Raw genomic sequence first — 21,561 nt, 5'->3', positions numbered from 1 at the left:
GGTCCGGTTGACGCGGCGTAAACCGGAATTCGAAGATCGATAGTCGATCCGATTACCGACAGAATCGGCCGCTACGCCTATTTTCTCCGAGAGCCCAACAGCAGCGAGAAATGGACATGGCCCTGGCCGTCGATAGCGCCGGAACGCGAACCGCGCCGCCGCCTCCGCCGCCGACGACGCAGGCGCAGCGCCCGGCGCAGCTCGCCCAGGCGCCCGCGCAGGTTCCCGCCACGCCGGGCGGCCTCACGCCGCAGGCGCAGGCCGCGCGCGCCGAGATCGATCGCCGCCTCGACGGCACCGGGACGTTCGGGGTCCAGACGCATGGCGACGATCAGGCGATCGCCAGCACGCTCGCCGGGCTTTCGCCGAGCGACGCCAATGCGGTGATCGCCGACCTCCAGGCCGCCGGCAAGCTCGACGACCTCGCCGATACCGTCACCTCGGGCAGCCTGTTCACCGGCGCGCTCTCCGCCGACGAGCGCAAGCAGTTCTTCACCGATATGGCCGGCAAGCTCGATGGCACCAATCTCGCCCATCTCAGCCGCGCCTTCGATACGATCGGCGGCGACAATGGCCGCGAAGGCGCCGGCTATGTCCAGGATCTCGCCAATGCGGTGGCGGCGCATTCGAGCGCGCAGACCAAGATCGACTTCGTTCGCGCGCTCGCGCCCGACACCGTCGCGGCGGGCAAGGACTCGCAGTTCGACAACGGCCTGCTCAGCCGCACCAGCTACTACGGCAATCCGCAGGCGGTCGCGGTCGGCGAGGTGCTCAGCTCGCTGCGCGGCGCGCAGGCGCAGGAGGCGTTCAACGCGCTCGACAGTAACCAGCAGCGCGCGGTGTTCCAGGCCGCGATCGGCGAGACCTCGACGCATTATACCGGCCAGCAATCGGCCAATTGGACGCCGGGTTACGATACCCGCCTGTTCGGCGAGATCACCACCGCGCTGGCGACGATGCCCGACGCGCACCAGAAGGCGCAGGCCTTCGCGGTCGGCGCCGAGGTGATGCGCGGCGAGCGTCCGGGGAACGCCGCGGTGCTCACCGGCCAGAACACCAGCGAGCCCCAGCGCGCGATGCAGGAAATGGCGGCGGCGCTCGGCACCATCCTCGACAGCGATCCGAGCGGAATCGTCAACGATCTCTCGCAATTCCGCCAGCCGCCGGCCGGCTCGGGCGACGTCGCCACCGCCAATGGCAACGCGCTTTCCAGCTATGCGCGGGTGATGCTCGAAAGCGGCGAGGGGCCGCAGGGCCGGCTCGGCGCGCAGATGGCGCTGGTCGCCGCCGGCAGCGAGGGCCAGCCGACGCGCGACGCCGCCTTCGATCATGCCGTGGATGGCCAGTATCGCACCGCCACCGGGCTCGGCTATTTCATCGGCGCGGCCTCCGCCGCGGCCCGGCAGATCAAGACCGACAATGCCGAACAGAACCAGCTGATCGGCAACACGCTGGCATCGGGGCTGACCCTGCTCGACAAGTTCGGCATCGCCGCCAAGGTCGCCGCGGTCGCCAAGGACTGGGTCCGCACCGCGACGACCTCGCTCAACGGCGCCGGTGCGACCGATCCCACCCAGGCCTTGACCGACGCGGCGCTTCCGACCGACGCTGCCGGCAATGACTCCTCGCTCTCCAATTCGCGCTCGGCCTTCCTGTCGACGCTCAACTTCGTCTCGGCCAACGCCAAGCCGTAGCGCCATCGCGGCGCTCGGCCTGGCACTGATCGGCGCGGCATGCTCCCAGGCCGCGCCGATCGCCTCTCCGCGCGATCCGCCCGGCGCGGTGGCCGACGCGCGGATCCCTTTCGCCGATCCCTATCGTACCGATCTGGTGCAGAGCGCCGATCATTTGCTGCGCGCCGCGCGGGCACAGGGCGCCGAATGCGTCGAGGCGCGTTTCCTGCGCGTGCCCGCAGCCGATGCCGGCGACGCCCTTTCGCGCTATCGGACGCAGCTTGAGGCGGGCTGGAAGCCGGTCGAGTCCGCCGCGCCGCCTTTGACGCGCGCCGGCGCGTGGCGGAACGGCGATGCCTGGTTCGCCGCGGCGATCGCCGATCGTCCGCAAGGCGCGTGGACCGGCATGGTGATCGTCACCAACAGCTATTGGGACGCCCCGTCGCGTGATGCGCTTCTCCGCTGCCGCGCCGCGCAGGGGCGCTGAAACCCGCCTGCTCAACCCGGGTTGACTCTTAAATCTACATATGTTGCATTAGTCCCATGGTGCGAAAGCGGCAACCCTCGACGCAGATGCGTGTCCTCCTCGAGGCGATGTCGGCGCAGCGCCAGCAATGGCGGCACGGCTATGATCTCATGAAGGAGACCGGCCTGTTGTCGGGCACGCTCTATCCGCTGTTGATGCGGATGACCGATCAGGGGCTGGTCGAGGCGGAATGGCACGAGCCGGCGCAGCCCGGCCGGCCGGCGCGGCACGCCTATCGGCTGACCGCCGCCGGCTTCGCGCTCGCCCTCGGGCTGGCGCAGGGGCGCGGCGATCTTCCGTCCGACGGAGCCTTCGCATGAAGGCCGGCGTGGCGCGCGCGGTGATGGCGTTGGCAGTCTGCTGCTTTGGCGAGAGTCGCCGCGAATGGGCGCGCGCGATGCGGGCCGAGTTCGAGGCGGCGGCGGCGGACGGCCGGCCGTTGTTGTTCGCGCTCGGCTGCCTCGCGGCCGCTTGGCGCGAGCTGCTGACCCGCGAGGAGGGGCGCTTTGTCCTCACCAGCTACGCGCTGGCCCTGGGGCTGATGCTCCCGATGGCCGCGCTGCAGATCGGCTGCGCGGTGCTCGGCCTGCCTTATCTCTATGCGGGGCAGAACGGGCTTCGCGGCGCGCTGCTCGACGGCGGTACGCAGGAGCTTCTATTGCGCGGCGTCTATCAGGCGGCGGTGCCGTCGCTGTCGGTTCTGCTGCTGCTCGTCGGGGTGGGGCATCTCCGCATCGCCTGGGCGATGCTCGAGCGCGATTGGTCGCGGGTCACGCGCATGGGATCGCTCAGTCTCGCCGCCGCGGCGACGCTGATCCTGTTCATGGCCGCGCTGTTCCTCGACGGCAGCCAGGCGCTGTTGCAGGCGATGATCCTCGCGATCGAGCTGGCGACCGTATCGGTCGTGGCGCGCTGGCACGCCCAGCTTTTCCCGCCCCGCGCCGAAGAACCCGCCCGCTAGCCCCGCGCGCCCGCACCGAACCTTTCCCCTGCGACAACAGGAGTGACAACGCATGTCCAAGGCACATCCGCGCCGCCGCGCGCTATTGGGCGGATTGGCCGCCGCCGCGGCCCTGCTGGCCGGCGGCGCCGCCGCGCAGCCCGCCGGTCAGCGCTGCGCGACGCCGCCTGCCGCGGCCGGAGGACCGAGCAATGCGCATACGCGCCTTGTCGAAACCCAATTGCGCCCGCCGGTGATCCAGCACGGAGGGAGGCCTTACACCCTCGCCGAACGGATGCGAAGCTACGACGTGCCGGGCGTCGGCGTCGCGGTGATCCACCGCGGCAAGCTCGATTGGGCGCGCGGCTGGGGGCTGCGCGACGCCGCGACCTGCGCGCCGGTCACGCCCGACACCGCCTTTCAGGCCGCCTCGATCAGCAAGGTCGCCACGGCGATGGTCGCGCTGCGGCTGGTCGAGCAGGGAAAGCTCGCGCTCGATCGCGACATCAACGCGTTCCTGCGTTCGTGGCAGCTCCCGCGCGACGCGAAGCTGGCGCCCGACGGCGTGACGCTCCGCCAGCTGCTGAGCCACACCGCCGGGCTCGGCGTCCATGGCTTTGCCGGCTATCGCCCCGATGCCCCGCTGCCGACGCCCGCCCAAATTCTCGATGGCACGCCACCGGCCAACAGCGCCGCGGTTCGCAGCACCGGGGCGGCGGGCGCGCAATGGGTCTATTCGGGCGGCGGCTATGTGCTGGTCCAGCTCGCGCTGTCCGATGTCAGCGGGCTACCCTTCGCTGCGCTGGCGGAGCGCGAATTGCTGCGGCCGCTGGGGATGACGCGCAGCGGCTACGCCCAGCCGCCGTCGCCGGCGCTCGGCGCCGACATCGCTTTCGCCCATGCCCAAGGCGCGCCGATCCCCGGAAACTATCATGTCTATCCCGAGCTCGGCCCCGCGGGGCTGTGGACGAGCGCCGCCGATCTCGCGCGGCTGCTGATCGACGTGCAGGGCGCCGTTGCGGGCCGGCCCGGCCACCGCCTGTCGCCGGCGATGGCGCGCGCGATGCTCGCGCCGGTCAAGGGCAATTGGGGCCTCGGACCCGCGGTCTACCCGGACGGTGCCCGCCGCTTCGGGCATGACGGGCTGAACGAAGGCTTCCAGTCCTACATGATGGCCTATGCCGACAGGGGCGAAGGCATCGTCGTGCTCGTCAATGGCGGGCAGGGCCGGCGGCTGATCGACGAGATCGTCCGCGCCGTCGCCACCGACTATGGCTGGACCGATATCGCCGCGCCGGCCGTCGAGGAGCAGCTGCTGTCTCCCGCCCAGCGCGCCCGCGCCGCCGGTGCCTTCGAGGCCGACGGCCTCGCGGTCACGCTCGAAGCGCGACCCGACGGGCTCTTCGCCGAGACCGGCGATCCGCGTCCCGAGCGGCTGCTGGCGCTCTCCGCCACGCGCTTCGCCAGCGAGGCGCGCGGCATCGTCGTGCAATTCGCGCCCGACTTTGCCAGCTTCGACATCGTCGAGGGCGGTCCGCCGCTCCACTTCGTCCGCGCGAAGCCGCCCGGCCCGGCCCGGCCCTGACGCCCCGGAACCTCGGTTGACGCGCCTTTAACCGCTCGGGTGGCAGGGGAGGGGGATGCGGATCCTCCACATCCTCGATCACGGCCTGCCGCTGCACAGCGGCTATACCTTCCGAACCCGGGCGATCCTCACCGCGCAGATGGCGCGCGGCTGGGAGGTGGCGGCGGTGACGGGGTGTCGGCATGGCAAGTTCGACGCCGACGAGGAGACGATCGACGGCATCCGCTTCTATCGCACCCCGCGCGTCAATTCGGGCCCGCCGGTGATCGGTGAGCTGCGCGAGGTCGCCGCCTTTGCCCGCCGGATCGAGGCGGTGGCGCGGGCCTGGCGCCCCGACATCCTCCACGCCCATTCGCCGGTGCTCGACGCGATGGCGGCGCAGCGCGTCGCCGATCGGCTCGGCCTGCCGCTGCTCTACGAGATCCGCGCCTTCTGGGAAGACGCCGCGGTCGGCAACGGGACCGGGCGCGAGGGCAGCCTCAAATACCGCGCCATCCGCGCACTCGAGACCCGTGCGGTGCGCAAGGCCAATGCCGTCGCGGTGATCTGCGAGGGGCTGAAGCGCGATCTCGTCGCGCGCGGCGCCGATGCGGACAAGATCCTGATCTCGCCCAACGGCGTCGATCTGGGCCTGTTCGGCGAGCCGCTGCCGTACGATATGGCGCTCGCCGAACAGCTCGGCATCGCCGGCGCCGAGACGATGGGCTTCATCGGCAGCTTCTACGATTATGAGGGCCTCGACGTGCTGATCGAGGCGATGCCGGCGCTGATCGCCGCGCGACCCGCGCTCCATCTCGTCCTCGTCGGCGGCGGCCCGATGGAGGCGGCGCTGCGCGCGCAGGCCGCGGCCTCGCCGGTCGCCGAGTGCATCCATTTCGTCGGCCGCGTGCCGCACCAGCTGGTCGAGCGCTACTACAGCGTGATCGACGTGCTGGTCTATCCGCGCAAGCATATGCGCCTCACCGATCTGGTCACCCCGCTCAAACCGCTCGAGGCGATGGCGCAGCGCCGGCTGGTCGCCGCATCGGACGTCGGCGGACATCGCGAGCTGATCCGCGACGGCGACACCGGCACCCTGTTCGCGCCCGACGATCCCGCGGCGCTCGCCGCTGCCTTGGCGCGGCTCTTCGCCGATCGCGCGCAATGGGAGGCGCGGCGCGCGCGCGGCCGCGCGTTCGTCGAGGAAGAACGCAACTGGGCGGTCAACGTCGCGCGCTATCAATCTGTTTACCAACATCTGGCAGGGTCACGCGCCATGAAGGACTCGCGGTCGCACGCCTCTCCGGTGAACGCATGAAACTGCCCGGCGCACCCTTGGTCGGTGGCGTGCTCGGTGGTGCCGTCGCGCTCGTCGCGCTGGCGGTGCCGACCGCGACGCTCGAGTCGATGGTGATGGCCAGCGGCCTGCCTGCGATCTTCGCCGCGGCCGAACCGCCGCTCGGCTTCACCGCGCATCTCCTCGTCGCGCTCGCGGCGGGGGGCGCGGTCGGCCTCGCCGCGTGGTTCGGGCTCGCTTCGTGGCTCGACGCGCGGCGCCCGCAAGACGAAACGTTCGCCCGGCGCGCCGTCGCCCCGGTGATCCGCCGGGCCGATGCGCATCCCGATGCGCCGCCGCGCCCGCCGCTGCTCGCCACCCGCGATCTCGGCGCGCCGTTCCTCGATCCGCGCCCGGTCGCCGCCGATCCCGAACCTCTGGAAATCGAAGAGCCCGCGCCGCTGATCGTCGTCACGGTCGAGCAGGATCTGCCCAAGGACCTCGATCAGCCGCTCTCGGCCTATGATCCCGCCGCGGTCCCCGATGTGCCGATGCCCGCGCCCGAGGCGCTGCCCTCGCTCCAGCGCGCCCAGCGGCCCGCGGTGTTCGACGAGTCCGAGCGTTTCGAAGTGTTCGAGCTGACTCCGCCGGTTCGCCCCACGCCCTCGCTCGTCGTCGACGCCGAGCCGGCACCCGCACCGCGCGAAGAGGCGATCACCCGCCCCGAGACCGACGCCACGATCCATGCCCTGCTCGAGCGGCTCGAGCGCGGTGTCGTCCGCAAGGCGACTGCCGCGACGACGGAGGCCATGCCCGAGGTCACGCCGACGCCGATGCCGATCTCCGTGCCGGCGCCCCGCGTCGAGCGCCGCGCGCGCCCGCGCGGTCTCGAGGATACGCTGGTCACGCTGCGCAACCTCGCCCAGCGCGCCTAGCGCTCCTCCACGGTCAGCGCCTCGAGCGCGACCGTCACCACTCCGTCCTCGCGCGTCATCCGCACGACATGGATGTCGGCGACCAGCGTGCCGCGCAGCGCGAACTCGGCGTCGCTCAGCCCGACCAGCCATTGCTCGAGCAACGGGCTCGCCCCGGCGGTGAGCGTCAACGAATGCCGCGCGCCGGTGAAGGTCGCGCTCGCCCAGCGCGTCCAGTCGGCGGCGGTGACGGCGATCGGGCAGCCCGCCGCCGCGGCCGCGGCCACCAGCGCGCGCTCGAGCTGGGTCGCGGCGTCGGGCCCCCGGCTCATTGCTGCGCCTCCAGCGCGGCGAGGAACGCCTCGATCCGCGCCTCGGTCGGTGGACGCAATTCGCGCCCGTTGCGCAGATCATGGACGAGGCGTGGATCGCGTAGTGCCAGCCGGCCGAACTTGGTGGCGGGCATGTTCGTCCGCCGCAGGAATTTCTCGATCTTGCGATGCACCGACATGGCCCTTCTCCTCACGCGAGTCGCTCAATATGATCTTGTTTTGTTCTTCATTTCCTACTTGTCTAGGAAAAATCCTACGGGTATGAGAAGGCCATGGAACCGGCTGCGCAACGTGCCGCGCTGGAAGCGCTGATGGCGGAGCAGGGCGCCAGCTTCGCCGAGCTGTCGCGCGTGATCGGGCGCAACCCGGCCTATCTCCAGCAATATGTCCGGCGCGGGAGCCCGCGCGAACTCGCCGAGCGTGATCGCGCGCTGCTCGCGCGCTTCTTCGGCGTGCCCGAGGCGCGGCTCGGCGGGCGCGAGGCGGAGGGGGTGGTCGAGATCGCCCGGCTGAACATCGGCGCCTCGGCCGGCCCGGGCCGGATCGCCGAGGACGAGGCGCGGCGGCGGCCGGGCGCGCTGTCGCAGGCGCTGCTGCGCGAGCTCGGGGTGCGCCCCGCCGCCGCCTCGATGATCCGCGTCGACGGCGAGTCGATGGAGCCGACCCTGTCCGACGGCGACGAGATCCTCGTCGACCGCGATCGGCGCGAGGTGCGCGGCAAGGGCGGGATCTTCGTGATCCGGCTCGATGGCGTGCTGATGGTCAAGCGGCTCCGCACCGCGGTCGGTGGGCTCGAGCTGGTCAGCGACAACCCCGCCTGGCCGGTGCAGCTCGCCCGCGCCGACGAGGTCGAGGTGATCGGCCGGGTGGCGTGGCTGGGGCGGGCTTTGCGCTAGGCCGTGGACTCACAAAGCGGCCCGTCCGCTGGCGTCTCGATTGCGGACGTCGCCAAAATGACGGAAAGCCTCGGCCATGGGCTTCGTCTCCGCATTTTCTTTAATGGGGTTGCTTTCGAGTGCCTCTGCGGTTCCATCCGCGCAGAACCATGAAATCACCTATGGCGCGGCAGCGACTTTCTCAGATGGCAAATGTTGGTTTTGGACCGGGGATGTCGGACTAACAGCGCTTGAGTTCCAGAAGGACCTCGAAAGCCGGTTTGATCGGCGAGGCGCAATCATCATTTCGCACGCCGCAAACACACCAACTCGATGCGTCAAGATTGCCCGTCGTTCGGCGGTTCGTGCGGGGTTTAAGCTCGTAAAGACTGAAGTCCGGGCTGATACTGGTCCCATCGGGCCGCCCAGGAACGGCAGCTAATCACGCCTCGCGGATGTTCAGCCCTTGTGCCGAAAGCGGTCGTTCACGGGTCCCCGGCCTGAATCGACCCGGCATGTTCCTCCCGGCCTTCGCCGCGGCGCCGACGACAGGTGATCGCGTGGAGCCCCTGTTCGGCAAGATCCCGCTCGACCGGGCGGCCCGCGGACGATCACCGAGGCCGAAGGCAAGCTGCGCGACAAGCTCGCCCCGCGATCGCGGATTCGTCGGGCGCAACCCTTCAATGGCATCGCCGACGAGGCCTTTTCGGCCTCCGGGCAGCGCGGTCCCCCGCCCGGCTCACCGCGGAGTTCGGCGAGAACTGGACGAAGCGGCGCACTACGGCGCATGAAGGGCTGCCCGGCAACGGCGCGGTGCAGGAGGCGATGGACTTGTACAATAACGAAGTCGGTCGCCGCATCGCGGTCGAGCAGCCGAACGCCTCGCCCGAGGCGCTCGCCGGTCTCGTCCAGAAGGCGCTCGACAAGGGCGGGCGGATAGTGGTCGATCGCAGCGACGATGTCGCACGTGGCCGGCACGGCATGGCCGATCCGACACCGGCGAGCCGCGTCATCGCGACGTCGAAGGGGCGATGCGAGCGCCAACGGTTCGTGAGGCGCGGCGCGGTGCCTCTGGAGATCGCATTGGCGCTGGCGCTGGCCGGTTGCGGAGGGGGTTTCGACAAGGCGGGCTGGGCGGCCGAGCGCGGCAATTATGACGGGGAAAGCCGTCGCGGCGCGATGGTGACCACGCTCGACGAGGCGGGGATCGTCCCCGGAGCTTCGCGCGAGAGCGTGCGCGCCCAGCTCGGCGAACCCGATTCGAGCGGTCCCGCGGCCGACATCTATTATCTCGGGCGCAGCGCGACGGGCCCGAGCTTCGAGACCTATCGCATCGAATATGATGCGGCGGGCAAGGTCCGCGCGGCGCGCGTGCAGCGCGGCTGACCCGGGCTCAGCGCGCCTCGGCCTTGACCTTCGAATAAGGCACGAACTGGCCGAGCGTCACGAAGCCGCGCGGGAAGCGCGCGGTGCGATCGACGAGGTTGACCGAGTCGAGCCGGCACAATTGCGATCCGATCGTCCTGGTCACCAGCAGATCGTCGTCGCGCAGCGAGCTCGCGCCCGAGCGCGGCTCGTTGACGTAGAGCCGGCCGCCGACCTCGTAGACGATCGCCTTGCCGGGGATGACATGGCTCGATCGCGCGCTGGTCAGGCTTATGCAGTCGGTCGGCTGCCCGGCGACGCGGCCCTCGAGCAGCCTGGCGAGCTGCACCTCGGGGGTGTCCCGGGCGATTGCGGAAGCGGGCGCGACGGCGATGGCGGCGCCCAAAATCAAGCTGGGGATGAGCTTAGGCATGCGCCATGCTCTGCCACATCGTGCGTGAACGCAAGCTGAAGCGTGCCGCGTCAGCGCGTGCGGAGGCGGTCGATCGCCCAGATGCCGATCGCCAGCGCCAGCCCCACGCCGAGCCCCGCGACGAAGCCGATCGAGGCCTGGCCCTGGCCGGCGCCGAGCACGGTGCCGACGATCAGGCTGAGCGCGAGCAGGAAGCCGCCGGCCATCGGCGCGCGGGAAGGGGGATTCGCCATCGCCGTCCTCTATCGTCTCCTGCCGCGGCACGCCACCACCTGCTACCCTGCCGAAAATGGTTAGCGGCGCTTCACCTTGATGCGCCGCGAAAGCTTTAGATTCCTGTGGGATAGGAAGCCTCGTCGGTCCGCAGCGGCCGCGCGTAGCCGGAGTGTGCATGGAACATCTGCCCTATCTCGCCGATCGCCGCGAAGTGGCCGACGCCGCGGAGCTGATCCGTTCGTTCGGCGACGATGCCGGCTCCGAGGCCGCCGCGCGCGCCGATCGCAGCCGCGATCTCGGCAACCACATCCATTTCTGCCGCTGGCGCCAGATCGAGCGGCTGGTGCTGCTGCTGTCGATCCCGCGCGCGGTGGGGACGGTGCACTAGGCCGGTGCCGTCGCGATCCTCGGCGCAGAGGATCAGACGGCCATAAGCATCAGCACCCACGCCCGGACCGCGACGCCCGCCGCCGCACAATGCACGCCAAGCAGATCCCGGTAAGCGGCATAGTCCTCCGCATCGAAGAAGGTCTGCGCGCGGCCATTGCCACGCTGGGAATTACGGTGACAGTGCACTAATTTTGCCCGCATCGCGCGGTTTGCGGCCTCGCTTTCGCGGCGCGAGCTTTCGGCCGCTCTCGCGTTCCAGCCTCGCCAGAAATCCGCTATCGCCGATCGGCCGCCCGATGGTTTCGGCGCGGCGCAAGCGCGCGATGCGTTCGACGTCCTCGCCGGCACGCAGCAGCGCGGAGAGGTCCGGCGCCCGCGCGGCAACCGGGGCGGTGTCGGTCACGCCATCTGCGGCGCCGAGATGGGCGTGCACGCTCGACCACGGCCAGTCTTCCGCCCGCGCCACCAGCCGCGCCCGCACGGGGTTCAGCAGCACATAACCGATCGCTGCGGAAAGGTGCGCCTCGTCCATCGCCGCGCAGCCGAAGCGGCCCTGCCAGAAATGCCCGGTGCGCCGCAGTCGCGCATGCACCCGTCCGGCATAGCGGCGGTGCACCGGTGCCAGCGCGCGGCGGATGCCGTCCGCATCCCCGGGACACAGGATCAGATGGACATGGTTGGGCATCAGCACCCACGCCCAGACCGCGACGCCCGCCGCCGCACAATGCACGCCAAGCAGATCCCGGTAAGCGGCATAGTCCTCCGCATCGAAGAAGGTCTGCGCGCGGCCGTTGCCACGCTGCGTGACATGGTGCGGGTGCCCCGCGAAGACGGAACGTGCCAGACGGGCCATGCGGAGGAGGCTAGGCAGCCGCCGATCGCCCGTCAATTGGTGCACTGTCACCGTAATCCAGAAATGCCCGGTGCGCCGCAGTCGCGCATGCACCCGTCCCGCATAGCGGCGGTGCACCGGCGCCAGCGCGCGGCGGATGCCGTCCGCATCCCCGGGACACAGGATCAGATGGACATGGTTGGGCATCAGCACCCATGCCCCGACCGCGACGCCCGCCGCCGCACAATGCGTGGCGAGCAGATCCCGGTATGCCGCATAGTCCTCCGCATCGAAGAAGGTCTGCGCGCGGCCGTTGCCACGCTGCGTGACATGGTGCGGGTGCCCCGCGAAGACGGAACGTGCCAGACGGGCCATGCGGAGGAGGCTAGGCAGCCGCCGATCGCCCGTCAATTAGTGCACTGTCACCGTAATTCCGCGTCAATTAGTGCACTGTCACCGTAATTGTCCTGTCACCGTAATTGTCACCGTAATCTGTCACCGTAATCGGAGAGGGAGATCCTGTGCCTCCTTCAACAGGGCTTCTAAAATCGGACGATCCTCTGCGGCAAGTGGCAGGTCTATAGATAAAGCCTTTTTCCTGATATCGTTCAGGACGGTGTTTTTCAACGAGATGCTCGTATAAATATCCCAATCTCTGTCGCCACCCGTGCCATCCAAGAAGTCCCTGATGGATTTAACAGTTAAATCGCGCTCAGTTTCCGGATCTAGACCAAACATCTCTCACCTTTAATAATTGACCAATACGATCATGGAAGTAAGTCAATATGTGCCCACTTCCTCCCAATGCCAATTCTGTACACTGTCTCCCCACCCTCAGCGGTGCCTCTCCAAGCATAACCCATTCTCAGGTAGTTGTTGCTGTTGAGCAAGCCAGTTCCACGCGCGGTGAGCGCCGAAACCCCGGGGGCCAATGCCAATCCATATGCCGCGACCTCAAAGGCAACTATTCCATCAAGTCCGATGTCATACCAAGGCCGCTCATAATAGGGATTCTCTTGAATTACGGTGACAGTGCACTAATTTTGCCCGCATCGCGCGGTTTGCGGCCTCGCTTTTGCGGTGCGAGCTTTCGGCCGCTCTCGCGTTCCAGCCTCGCCAGAAATCCGCTGTCGCCGATCGGCCGCCCGATGGTTTCGGCGCGGCGCAAGCGCGCGATGCGTTCGACGTCCTCGCCGGCACGCAGCAGCGCGGAGAGGTCCGGCGCCCGCGCGGCAACCGGGGCGGTGTCGGTCACGCCATCTGCGGCGCCGAGATGGGCGTGCACGCTCGACCACGGCCAGTCTTCCGCCCGCGCCACCAGCCGCGCCCGCACGGGGTTCAGCAGCACATAACCGATCGCTGCGGAAAGGTGCGCCTCGTCCATCGCCGCGCAGCCGAAGCGGCCCTGCCAGAAATGCCCGGTGCGCCGCAGTCGCGCATGCACCCGTCCCGCATAGCGGCGGTGCACCGGCGCCAGCGCGCGGCGGATGCCGTCCGCATCCCCGGGACACAGGATCAGATGGACATGGTTGGGCATCAGCACCCATGCCCAGACCGCGACGCCCGCCGCCGCACAATGCGTGGCGAGCAGATCCCGGTATGCCGCATAGTCCTCCGCATCGAAGAAGGTCTGCGCGCGGCCGTTGCCACGCTGCGTGACATGGTGCGGGTGCCCCGCGAAGACGGAACGTGCCAGACGGGCCATGCGGAGGAGGCTAGGCAGCCGCCGATCGCCCGTCAATTAGTGCACTGTCACCGTAATCCCGACGGCCCGTCAATTAGTGCACTGTCACCGTAATTCCGTAATTCCACCGTAATTCGCTGTCACCGTAACTCGTAATTCCACTCGGTGGGGGCCGATCAGCTATTGCTGCCTCGATGCCTCGATGCCTCGATCTGAGATCTAATCTCTCGAACATTTTCCAGCATACCGTCAGACACAGGGAGCCCAAGGTCTGCGATCGTTATGCCGCCTTCCCATTTCAGCTTGCCCTCTCGATATTCATCCGAAAAGTATAAATCATTACTAGCATTGTAGAGAGCAATGCAAAGCGCTTGAAGAGCATCAATCCCAATGCCCTTTTTAATCCGCCCCTTACCAAATCCAACGATTTGATAATGACACCAAAACTCTTCGTTTGCTTCATCCACAGGAAAGGGTGCGCCTATCGCAATCGTGGCTTTGCACTCATTGTCCAAATAGAGATCGCGCATCGCTATTGGATTTTCCAAAACCTCATCTGCCACTTCACAGCTCCATTAATACTATGCGGACGAGGGGCTCATTGTGCCCCAAGCAAGCCGAGGCTTCCAAGCCCAAGAACGCCCAAGGCCGCAGCTCCACAAGGCTCGACAATAACGCATACGACGCCAGCGCCGCCCAAGATCAATCCTCCAGTCACCCAAGGATTTGGTGCGGAAGGGCGAGGAAGCGTAGGTCCTGGCACCGACGTGCGCCAAGTCACCAATGGCGGCAACGGACGGCCATCTGCACGGGCACCGCGCCGGTCTCCTGCACTAGCCCAACAGCGACCGCGTTGACCAACAGTAGGCAAAGATCGGCAGATGGCCTCATCTTTCTCGTTCTCGGCTTCCTGCTCATCCTCGCTCATTTTGGCAGTCATGCTCTGCCTATTTTGCGGCTTCGCCGCGATCACTGCAACTTCTCCCTCGTAGATATTGCCGAATGCATCGCGGAAGTGACTAAAGTCAAAGAATACCCCGGACGACGATTCTTTGGTTCTGCAAATGCCGAATTCGCCCTTTTCTACAGGTCCGCATCCACCGCCATTTGAAATAACGTTCGTTGTACTGCTGGCCGATGCCCAACTGCCTCCTTCAACGGCAACCTTCGCTGTGCCCTCCGCGGGCCAGAGGCTGCTATTCGCGTAGCCGCCACCGCAGTTGCCGTAGCATCTCCACGCGCTTTTATCGAGTTCGGTTCCTGTAGGATCCGCATGGTTCACTGGATCGCCCGCCACATAGTTGTACAGATTCATCCCGTCGCCGTACCCGATCGGATCGGTCTGCATGAATCGGCCCAGCGACGGCGAGTAGATGCGCGCCTTGTAGTAATACATGCCGAGATCGGGCAACCACGCTTGGCCGGTATATTGGAAACGGCCGATATTGGTCGCGGCGGGAATGCCATATTCGTCGTAGCGGTTGATGCCGATCGCATTGCCCGACCCATCGCTCACCGCCACTATCGAGCCGCGCTCGTCGGCGTGCAGCCAGCGCCGGTCGCTCGTGCCCGAACCTTCGTACCAGACGACCGGCTCGTCGGTGCCTGGGCCCGGCACATAGCGGCGCGTCATAGCTCCGGAAGGAACTACGATCTCGCCCACCATTTGCGAGCCCGACCAGACGAAACGCGTGTCAACGCCGGCACCGGTGTAGAGCTGGAGCAACTGGCCCCCGGCCGGTTCATAGGCCATGGCCACGCCACCGGGCGCCGAATACATGCGGTTCTCGGACGTATAAGCGTAGATCGACGCGCCCGAGCTCGTAAGGTTGCCGCGGCCGTCATAGCCGAGGCTCGTGGCTCCCGCCGTCGTCAGCTGGTTGCGACCGTTGACGCCATAGGGACGGTCGACATTGTAATGACCGGTCCACGCATAACTGTCATTGTTCCGCGTCAGCGACGCGATTTGTCCCGCGGGATTGTAACTGAACGAATGCGTGAAATCCTGCGCGCTGCCCACCAGATCCTGGCTCAGCGAGCCGAGCCGCGACGCCGCGTCATAGCCATAGCTCGTCGTCGTGCCATTGCCCCGGGTGATGCTCGTGCGGCGCCCGAGATCGTCATAGCCATAAGTCGCCAGCAGCCCCACACCCGAAGTCGCGCCGTTCTCGCGGATCGCCGTCACGTCGCCGGTGAGGTTGTAGTCGTAGTCGACATAGAAGCTGTCGCTCCAGATCAGCCGCGTGCGCCGACCTGCAAGATCCCAGACGTTGGAGGTAGTGCCGCCATAGTTCTGCTCGATCGTGATCCGTCCCAGCGCGTCGTAGCTGAAGGCATTGACAGCCCAGCCATTCCCCGTTGCGGTTTTGACCTGGCCGAGCAGATCATAGCCGTACGTCACGTCCCAGTCCTGATAGGCGCTTCCGGGCGTGACCTTGCTCGTCAAGCGGCTCAGATTGTCATAGCCGTAGGTGATCGTCTGTCCGTCGCGCAGGCGTCGGCTCGTGACGTTGCTCGCGGGGTCATAGCCGAGCTCCTCATAATCGCCTGGCGGCGTGCCCGCTGAGCTCGTGCCGGCACCCACGGCCGTCACCGGGTAGCGCGTCTTGAGCAGCCGATCGAAGCCGTCGTAGTCGTAGCTGGTCCTGTTACCCTCGCCGTCCGTGACGCTCGCGATCTTGCCGTTGCTGGTGTAGCTGTTCGCCACCTCGTCCGACTGGTCGGCAGTGCCATAGGCAGTCTGGACCTTGGTCAGCTGGTCAGCAGAGTCATAAAAGTTTCGCGTGATCCGGTCGGGTCCGGCGGCACCCGTGGTCGAGAGGGTACATGCGCTTGGCAGCGCGCTCCAGGTCGCGCTGTTCATCCGCACCGCCGTGCAGTCGAGCCGCCCGTCGCTGTCATAGCTATATTGCGTGACGCCGTAGGTGCCGCCGCCGGCGGCCAGCGTCTCCTGCACCTTGCGGTCGACGCCATCATAGCTGGTGGTAACCTGCTGCGCGCTGACGAAGCCGACCCAGTCGGCATCGCTCTGGCTGTTGACGTTGCCGATCTCGAGCTGCGTCGCCCGGCCCTTCGGATCATAGGTGATTTTCTGGGCACGTGGCTTGAGTGGGCCCGCACCATCTGGATCCGGACTCGTTACGCCGATCCGACGCCGGAGATTGTCGTAGCGATAGCGCGTCGTGTCGGCGCTTCCCGCCATCGGACCATCGACCGTCAGCAGGTCGCCAGAATCGTCATAAGTATAGCTGGTCGTGGCGAGCAGCGAGAAGCTACCCGAGCCCTTGATCACGGAAACCGGGAGCAGGTTGTTTCCCGTGCCGGCGACCTGGGGACCATAGGTGATGCTCGCCACGATCTCGTCGGACGTGCCGGCGCAGCTCGCAGTCGTCTGACAGGTCGATGTGCTGGTAAGCAACGTTACCGGCTGCCCCGACGCAGCCATCGAGCCGCTCGTGTTGAAATAGGCCTGCAGCGTCGAGTAGCCGTAGCGGACTTCCGGGCGGACCGCGCCGGAGGTGGCCGCCGGCGCGGTGACCGCAGTGACGCCGCCATGCGTCGCGTCGTAACTGTAGTTGGTGACGTTGCCGCGCGCGTCGGTCGTCGTGATCGGCTTGTTGCAGGTTGCCGGATTGCTGCAGCTCGCGGCGAAGGTCGCCGAGGTCACGATATCCGCCAGTCCGGAGCCGGCCTTCGCCACGTCGCGGCGCTCGGTCACATTGCCGCGGCCGTCATAGGTGATCTGGGTGTAGTTGCCCTCGGGGAGGGTGGTGCGCGTGAGCCGGCCGTTCGCGTCATATTGCCAGCTGGTCGTCCGGCTGAGCGGGTCGGTCATCGAGGTCATACGCGCCTTGGCGATGTCGAACACGTAGGTCGTGGCATGCGAGCCCGTGTCGGTCACCGTCACCGTCCGGGCCCCGCCCGCATCCGACGCCGAATAGTTCGTCGTCCCCGCCGCAGTCGTGACGCTGGCGACGCGGCTGCCGCTATAGGTGAAGGTCACGTCCTCGCTGCTGCTGCCGGGGCGCTTGATCCCCAGCATCTGGGCGCCGTTGGTGCGATAGACGGTCTGGCGACCGGCAGTGTCCTGATATGTCTGGTACGAATAACCGCCGCTCGCGCTGACGCTATGGTAGAGCGTGGCGACCACGGGGGACGACGGCCTTGCGAGGTTGCTGATCGTAGCACCGGTGACCGTCATCCAGCCCTCGAGATTGTTGGGGTACCCCTCGAGGAACTCGTCCTGGTAGGTGATGTTCAGCTGATAGCCATAGGCATTGGTCGCCGAGGTCAGGCGGAAAACCGGCGTGCTGGTCAGGCAGACCGGATCACCCGAGGTCTGCTTCCATGTCAGGCAGTAGTTTGCGGTTTCGTGGCCGAAGGTGACCTTCTCGCCCGAGGGGCTGGTGATATCCAGCGCCCGCCCTTCGCTCGAACCCGAATAGGCATTGCTCTTGAGATTCTTGCTGAAGCGCGCGACCGTGCCGTCAGAGCGCGTGTAGGTGTAGATGTTGGTGCCGCTGTTGAACGTCAGCGTCGCGCCATTGCCTTCTGTCGGCGTGTAGCTACCGCCGCTGTCGGTGAAGCTGTCGGCGACACGATTGAGATTGACGGTCACGGTGCTGCCGCTCTTGTCGAGCGCCAGCGAGAAATCGTCGGACCAGCCGAAGCCGCGCCAGAACCGCGCATAGGCGAGCCCGTTGCTCTGCTGGCCCGCGCTGATCGAGGGCGAGCTGATCTGCAACGTGCCGGTGAACAGGTCGACGCCGTTCCCGTCGATCGACGGGCGCACCGGTGGCGCGATGATCTGCTGCGCCTGCGCCGTCGGTATCGTCAGCGTGAGCAGGGAGGCAGATGCGAGCAGCGAACGGATCAGGAATTTGGCCGCGGCATTGCCGTTGCCCGGGCGCGACGCCCCGACATTGTCCAACATCTATTTCCCCCGATTGAAATGTCAGAAAAATATGCCCTGCTTGCCGAATGGGCAGCGCACGCCCCGCTCAGGGCACCGGATTGGACGAGCCGGTCACCTTGAGGTTGCGCCGGTTGTTGGCCTTGTCGTGGGTATATTCGTATTTCACGCCGTTGTTCACGGCGCCCGCGCGCTCGACCTTCACCAGTCGGCCTTTGGCGTCATAGGTGTAGGTGATCGTCTCGGCGGCGCTGGCCGGCATCGCGGCGAATACGCACGCGGCGGCGAGAAAGCTCGGCAAAATCACGCGCATGACGCCCCTCCCAAGACAAAATGCTGCAGGATCAGCGCGCCCTTTTCCCTCGGCGAATCGCGGATCGTGATCCAAGTGAACCCCAGGGTGCGGGGCGATGCAACATCTCAAAATGCTTTTTGCGTTATTAATTCGTCGAACTCCATTGTGGATGTTGTTCGGCTTGCGATGTAGGATTTGGCGTGATGTACTGACAGAGGCGCGGTGGTTCTGTGGCCGTTTCTGACGCGTCCGATTTCCAACATGCCAGGCGCAACAAAATATCGCCGCCGCACAATTCTACAGTCATTCTATCGCGACAAGTGCGAACCTGGGCGCGGCAAATCCTGCAGCAGGCAGGTTCCGACTCGGCTGCGGGAGCCTATCGCCGGGTCAGGGGTTGAGAATGTCCCTCGCAAGGTATCCTATCCACCCATGACGCTTCCCCAGATTTTGTCGGTCGCCGTGCTGACCGGCATGATGTTGCTCTTCATCTGGGGGCGGTTTCGCTACGATCTCGTCGCGGTGATGGCGCTGCTCGCGGCGCTGGCGCTCGGCATCGTCGATCCCAAACACGCGTTCAGCGGCTTTTCGGACGATATCGTCGTCATCGTCGCCTCGGCGCTGGTGCTGTCGGGCGCGGTGCAGCGCTCGGGGGTGATCGAGAGCGCGATGCTGGTGCTCCAGCGCCGGGTGCGCCGGGTGCGCTCGCAATTGCTGCTGCTCAGCGCCTCGGTCGGCTTCGCCTCGGCGCTGGTCAAGAATATCGGCGCGCTCGCGATGATGATGCCGGTCGCGTTCCAGATGGCCAAGCGCTCGAACACCAGCCCCGCGGTGTTCCTGATGCCGATGTCCTTCGCCTCGCTGCTCGGCGGGCTGATCACGCTGATCGGCACCTCGCCGAACATCATCGTCAGCCGGGTGCGCGAGGAGATGACCGGGCATCCGTTTGGCATGTTCGACTATGCGCCGGTCGGGCTCGGGCTGACATTGGTCGGGCTCGTCTTCCTGCGCTTCGCGTACCGCCTTCTCCCGCGCGAGCGCCGCGCCACCCCGACGCTCGGCGAGGCGATGGACATCCAGGACTATGTCACCGAGGCCGAGATCCCCGCCGGATCGCCCGCGGTCGACGAGACCGTCGCCGAGTTCCGCACCCGTCACGAGCACGAGGTCACCGTCACTGCGATCCTGCGCGCCGGCATCCGCAGCACGCCCTTCCCCGACACGACGCTCAAGCCCGAGGACCTGCTGATCCTCGCCGGCGCGCCCGACGCGCTCGAGCGCGTCATCGCCGCGGACGGGCTCGAGCTAGAAGGGCAGCATCGCGACCGGCCCGAGGGCTCGGGCCGCGAGGTCGGCGTGCTCGAGGCGGTGATCGGCACCGACAGCGCGCTGATCGGCCGCACCGCCGGCCGGCTCGGGCTGCACGAGCGCTTCGGAGTCAATCTCATCGCGGTCTCGCGCCAGGGCGAGCGGCTGGCGACCCGGCTCGGCGACATCGAGCTCAGCGCCGGCGACGTGATCGTGCTGCAGGGCCCGCTCGATTTGCTGTTCGAACGGTTGGGCGAGCTCGGCTGCCTGCCGCTCGCCGAGCGCACGCTGCGTCTGGGCAGCGCGCGCAAGGGGCTGTTGCCGCTGGCGATCCTCGCGGTGGCGATGTGCGCCACCGCGACAGGCCATGTCCCGGTGGCGGTGGCCTTCTTCGCCGCCGCCGCGCTGACGATCCTGAGCGGCGCGCTGCCGGTGCGCGAGGCCTATGACCATATCGAATGGCCGATCCTCGTCATGCTCGGTGCGCTGATCCCGGTCAGCGACAGCCTGCGCACGACCGGCACCACCGAGCTGATCGGCGACTGGCTCAGCCATTTCGCCGCGACCTTGCCGCCCTGGGGCGCCGTGGCGCTGATCCTCGCCGCGGCGATGGCGGTGACGCCATTCCTCAACAACGCTGCGACGGTGCTGGTGATGGCGCCGATCGCCGCGACCTTCGCGACCGGGCTCCACTATCGGCCCGAGGCGTTTCTGATGGCCACCGCGGTGGGCGCCGGATGCGATTTCCTCACGCCGATCGGCCACCAGTGCAACACGCTGGTGATGGGGCCGGGCGGCTACCGGTTCGGCGACTATGCGCGGCTGGGCGCGCCGCTGTCGCTGCTGGTGCTGGCGATCGGAACACCGCTCATCCTGTGGGTCTGGCCGGTCTAGGAGGCTGTCATGGAACGCGTCGCGAGGATCGAACGGACCGGCGGGCCCGATGTCATCGGCTGGCACGATGTGGTGCTGCCGCCGCCCGGCGCTGGCGAGGTGCGGATGCGCAACCGCGCGGTCGGGCTCAACTTCATCGACACCTATTTCCGCTCGGGCCTCTATCCGATGCAGCTGCCGAGCGGGCTGGGGCAGGAAGCCGCGGGCGTGGTCGAGGCGGTCGGCCAAGGCGTCTCCGGGTTCGCTGTCGGCGATCGGGTGGCGAGCTTCGGTCCGCCGATCGGCGCGTACGCCACCGCGCGCAATTTGCCTGCGGCCTCGCTGTTCAAACTCCCCGACGCCGTCGACGACGAGACCGCCGCGGCGATGCTGCTCAAGGGCTGCACCGCCGAGTTCCTCGTCGAGCGCTGCGCCCGGGTGCAGCCGGGCTGGACGGTGCTGGTCCATGCCGCTGCGGGGGGCGTGGGGCAGATCCTCGTGCAATGGCTGAAGGCCATCGGCGCCGAGGTGATCGGCACGGTGGGCGATGACGCCAAGGTTGCGGTGGCACGCGCAGCGGGGGCCGATCACGTGCTGCTGTCGCGCACCGATGACGTCGCCGCCCGGGCGCGGGCGATCACCGGCGGCGCGGGTGTCGCGGTGGCATTCGACGGGGTCGGCAAGGCGACATGGGAGGCTTCGCTCGCGGCGACCCGGCGGCGCGGGCTGATCGTCAGCTATGGCAATGCCAGCGGACCGGTCGAGGGCGTCCGCCTCGGCGCGCTTTCCAGCCATGGTTCGCTGTTCGTCAGCCGTCCAACCCTGTTCGACTATTATGCCACACCGGAGGAGCGCGTGGCGGGCGCGGCGCGGCTGTTCGCGATGCTGGAGAGCGGGGCCGTGCGCGCCACGATCGGCCAGCGCTTCGCGCTCGAGCAGGTCGCAGAGGCGCATCGCGCGCTGGAATCGGGCAAGACGACCGGCGCCACGCTTCTGCTACCGTGATCGCCGCGACGTGAGATCGAAAAAGGTTCGACTCCAATGATCTGAAGCAAACAAGAAGCGCCAAAATAAACGGCGCCCGCCATGACTGAAAATCGCGCTTTCTCCTCTACGCCCCAACGTATTTCTACGGAGCTCTCGCTTGTTGCGT

22 protein-coding genes are annotated in these 21,561 nt (G+C 67.3%); 12 read left to right on the top strand and 10 right to left on the bottom strand.

What is annotated here, in order from left to right:
- The first annotated feature begins 116 nt into the window (after nt 1-116).
- From E5A74_RS09270 to E5A74_RS09240, 7 genes are all read left to right on the top strand, one after another.
- The gene (locus E5A74_RS09270; protein ID WP_135984075.1) at nt 117-1,694 is read left to right on the top strand and encodes a hypothetical protein; all 1,578 of its coding nucleotides are present in this window, start codon (nt 117-119) and stop codon (nt 1,692-1,694) included.
- Nucleotides 1,695-1,782: 88 nt separating this feature from the next.
- Nucleotides 1,783-2,160, top strand: a complete 378-nt coding sequence (locus E5A74_RS09265) for a hypothetical protein (protein WP_135984073.1) — start codon at nt 1,783-1,785, stop codon at nt 2,158-2,160.
- An 86-nt stretch (nt 2,161-2,246) separates the two neighbouring features.
- Nucleotides 2,247-2,519, top strand: a complete 273-nt coding sequence (locus tag E5A74_RS09260; RefSeq protein ID WP_135984071.1) for a PadR family transcriptional regulator — start codon at nt 2,247-2,249, stop codon at nt 2,517-2,519.
- The gene (locus E5A74_RS09255) at nt 2,516-3,160 is read left to right on the top strand and encodes a hypothetical protein (RefSeq protein WP_240699748.1); all 645 of its coding nucleotides are present in this window, start codon (nt 2,516-2,518) and stop codon (nt 3,158-3,160) included. Before E5A74_RS09260 ends, E5A74_RS09255 begins: the two co-directional genes overlap by 4 nt.
- Nucleotides 3,161-3,212: 52 nt before the next feature.
- A complete protein-coding gene (locus E5A74_RS09250) occupies nt 3,213-4,724 on the top strand; it encodes a serine hydrolase domain-containing protein (protein WP_135984070.1) in 1,512 nt (503 codons plus the stop codon).
- Nucleotides 4,725-4,779: 55 nt separating this feature from the next.
- Nucleotides 4,780-6,021 carry a TIGR04063 family PEP-CTERM/XrtA system glycosyltransferase gene (locus E5A74_RS09245; RefSeq protein WP_135984067.1) on the top strand — a complete coding sequence of 414 codons (1,242 nt, stop codon included), beginning with the start codon at nt 4,780-4,782 and terminating at the stop codon, nt 6,019-6,021.
- On the top strand, nt 6,018-6,914 hold the full coding sequence (locus tag E5A74_RS09240; protein ID WP_135984065.1) for a hypothetical protein: 897 nt from the start codon (nt 6,018-6,020) through the stop codon (nt 6,912-6,914). The genes E5A74_RS09245 and E5A74_RS09240 overlap by 4 nt, the downstream gene beginning before the upstream one ends.
- Here the strand turns inward: E5A74_RS09240 and E5A74_RS09235 are convergent.
- Nucleotides 6,911-7,225: a hypothetical protein gene (locus E5A74_RS09235; RefSeq protein ID WP_135984063.1), complete on the bottom strand. Its 315-nt coding sequence runs from the start codon at nt 7,223-7,225 to the stop codon at nt 6,911-6,913. The two genes, E5A74_RS09240 and E5A74_RS09235, sit on opposite strands and share 4 nt — an antisense overlap.
- Entirely contained in the window at nt 7,222-7,404 is a 183-nt protein-coding gene (locus E5A74_RS09230; RefSeq protein WP_135984061.1) for a hypothetical protein, read from the bottom strand. The genes E5A74_RS09235 and E5A74_RS09230 overlap by 4 nt, the downstream gene beginning before the upstream one ends.
- 93 nt (nt 7,405-7,497) lie before the next feature.
- Here E5A74_RS09230 and E5A74_RS09225 point away from each other — a divergent pair, with 93 nt between their 5' ends.
- Nucleotides 7,498-8,121, top strand: a complete 624-nt coding sequence (locus E5A74_RS09225) for a S24 family peptidase (protein ID WP_135984059.1) — start codon at nt 7,498-7,500, stop codon at nt 8,119-8,121.
- 531 nt (nt 8,122-8,652) lie between these two features.
- Complete coding sequence (locus E5A74_RS09220) at nt 8,653-9,486, top strand: DUF6973 domain-containing protein (protein ID WP_420822493.1); 834 nt, start codon at nt 8,653-8,655, stop codon at nt 9,484-9,486.
- Between the two features lie 7 nt (nt 9,487-9,493).
- On the opposite strand, the gene E5A74_RS09215 is transcribed toward E5A74_RS09220, so the two are convergent.
- Nucleotides 9,494-9,898 (bottom strand): hypothetical protein, encoded by a 405-nt coding sequence (locus E5A74_RS09215; RefSeq protein WP_135984055.1) that lies wholly within the window; start codon nt 9,896-9,898, stop codon nt 9,494-9,496.
- 50 nt (nt 9,899-9,948) lie between these two features.
- Nucleotides 9,949-10,131, bottom strand: a complete 183-nt coding sequence (locus E5A74_RS09210) for a hypothetical protein (RefSeq protein WP_135984053.1) — start codon at nt 10,129-10,131, stop codon at nt 9,949-9,951.
- Between the two features lie 158 nt (nt 10,132-10,289).
- On the opposite strand from E5A74_RS09210, the gene E5A74_RS09205 reads away from it, so the two are divergent.
- On the top strand, nt 10,290-10,502 hold the full coding sequence (locus E5A74_RS09205) for a hypothetical protein (RefSeq protein WP_135984051.1): 213 nt from the start codon (nt 10,290-10,292) through the stop codon (nt 10,500-10,502).
- A gap of 171 nt (nt 10,503-10,673) precedes the next feature.
- Here E5A74_RS09205 and E5A74_RS09200 read toward each other — a convergent pair whose 3' ends face one another.
- From E5A74_RS09200 to E5A74_RS09170, 6 genes are all read right to left on the bottom strand, one after another.
- On the bottom strand, nt 10,674-11,711 hold the full coding sequence (locus tag E5A74_RS09200) for a transposase (RefSeq protein ID WP_206365817.1): 1,038 nt from the start codon (nt 11,709-11,711) through the stop codon (nt 10,674-10,676).
- Between the two features lie 120 nt (nt 11,712-11,831).
- Complete coding sequence (locus E5A74_RS09190; protein ID WP_135984049.1) at nt 11,832-12,074, bottom strand: hypothetical protein; 243 nt, start codon at nt 12,072-12,074, stop codon at nt 11,832-11,834.
- A 283-nt stretch (nt 12,075-12,357) separates the two neighbouring features.
- Nucleotides 12,358-13,041 carry a transposase gene (locus tag E5A74_RS09185; protein ID WP_135984047.1) on the bottom strand — a complete coding sequence of 228 codons (684 nt, stop codon included), beginning with the start codon at nt 13,039-13,041 and terminating at the stop codon, nt 12,358-12,360.
- Nucleotides 13,042-13,196: 155 nt separating this feature from the next.
- Nucleotides 13,197-13,583: a DUF6968 family protein gene (locus tag E5A74_RS09180; protein WP_135984045.1), complete on the bottom strand. Its 387-nt coding sequence runs from the start codon at nt 13,581-13,583 to the stop codon at nt 13,197-13,199.
- A 35-nt stretch (nt 13,584-13,618) separates the two neighbouring features.
- On the bottom strand, nt 13,619-17,953 hold the full coding sequence (locus tag E5A74_RS09175) for an RHS repeat domain-containing protein (RefSeq protein WP_135984043.1): 4,335 nt from the start codon (nt 17,951-17,953) through the stop codon (nt 13,619-13,621).
- Between the two features lie 67 nt (nt 17,954-18,020).
- A complete protein-coding gene (locus E5A74_RS09170; protein ID WP_135984041.1) occupies nt 18,021-18,245 on the bottom strand; it encodes a hypothetical protein in 225 nt (74 codons plus the stop codon).
- Between the two features lie 414 nt (nt 18,246-18,659).
- Between E5A74_RS09170 and E5A74_RS09165 the strand changes: the two genes are divergently transcribed.
- Nucleotides 18,660-20,429, top strand: a complete 1,770-nt coding sequence (locus tag E5A74_RS09165) for an SLC13 family permease (RefSeq protein WP_135984039.1) — start codon at nt 18,660-18,662, stop codon at nt 20,427-20,429.
- A gap of 9 nt (nt 20,430-20,438) precedes the next feature.
- Nucleotides 20,439-21,413, top strand: coding sequence for a quinone oxidoreductase family protein (locus tag E5A74_RS09160; protein WP_135984037.1), 975 nt, complete (start codon nt 20,439-20,441; stop codon nt 21,411-21,413).
- Nucleotides 21,414-21,561: the final 148 nt, after the last annotated feature.

Source organism: Sphingomonas naasensis (assembly GCF_004792695.1).
In the GTDB taxonomy this organism is placed as follows: domain Bacteria; phylum Pseudomonadota; class Alphaproteobacteria; order Sphingomonadales; family Sphingomonadaceae; genus Sphingomonas; species Sphingomonas naasensis.
Note: the sequence above shows the minus strand (reverse complement) of the source record. Positions and strands in the feature narration are given on the sequence as shown.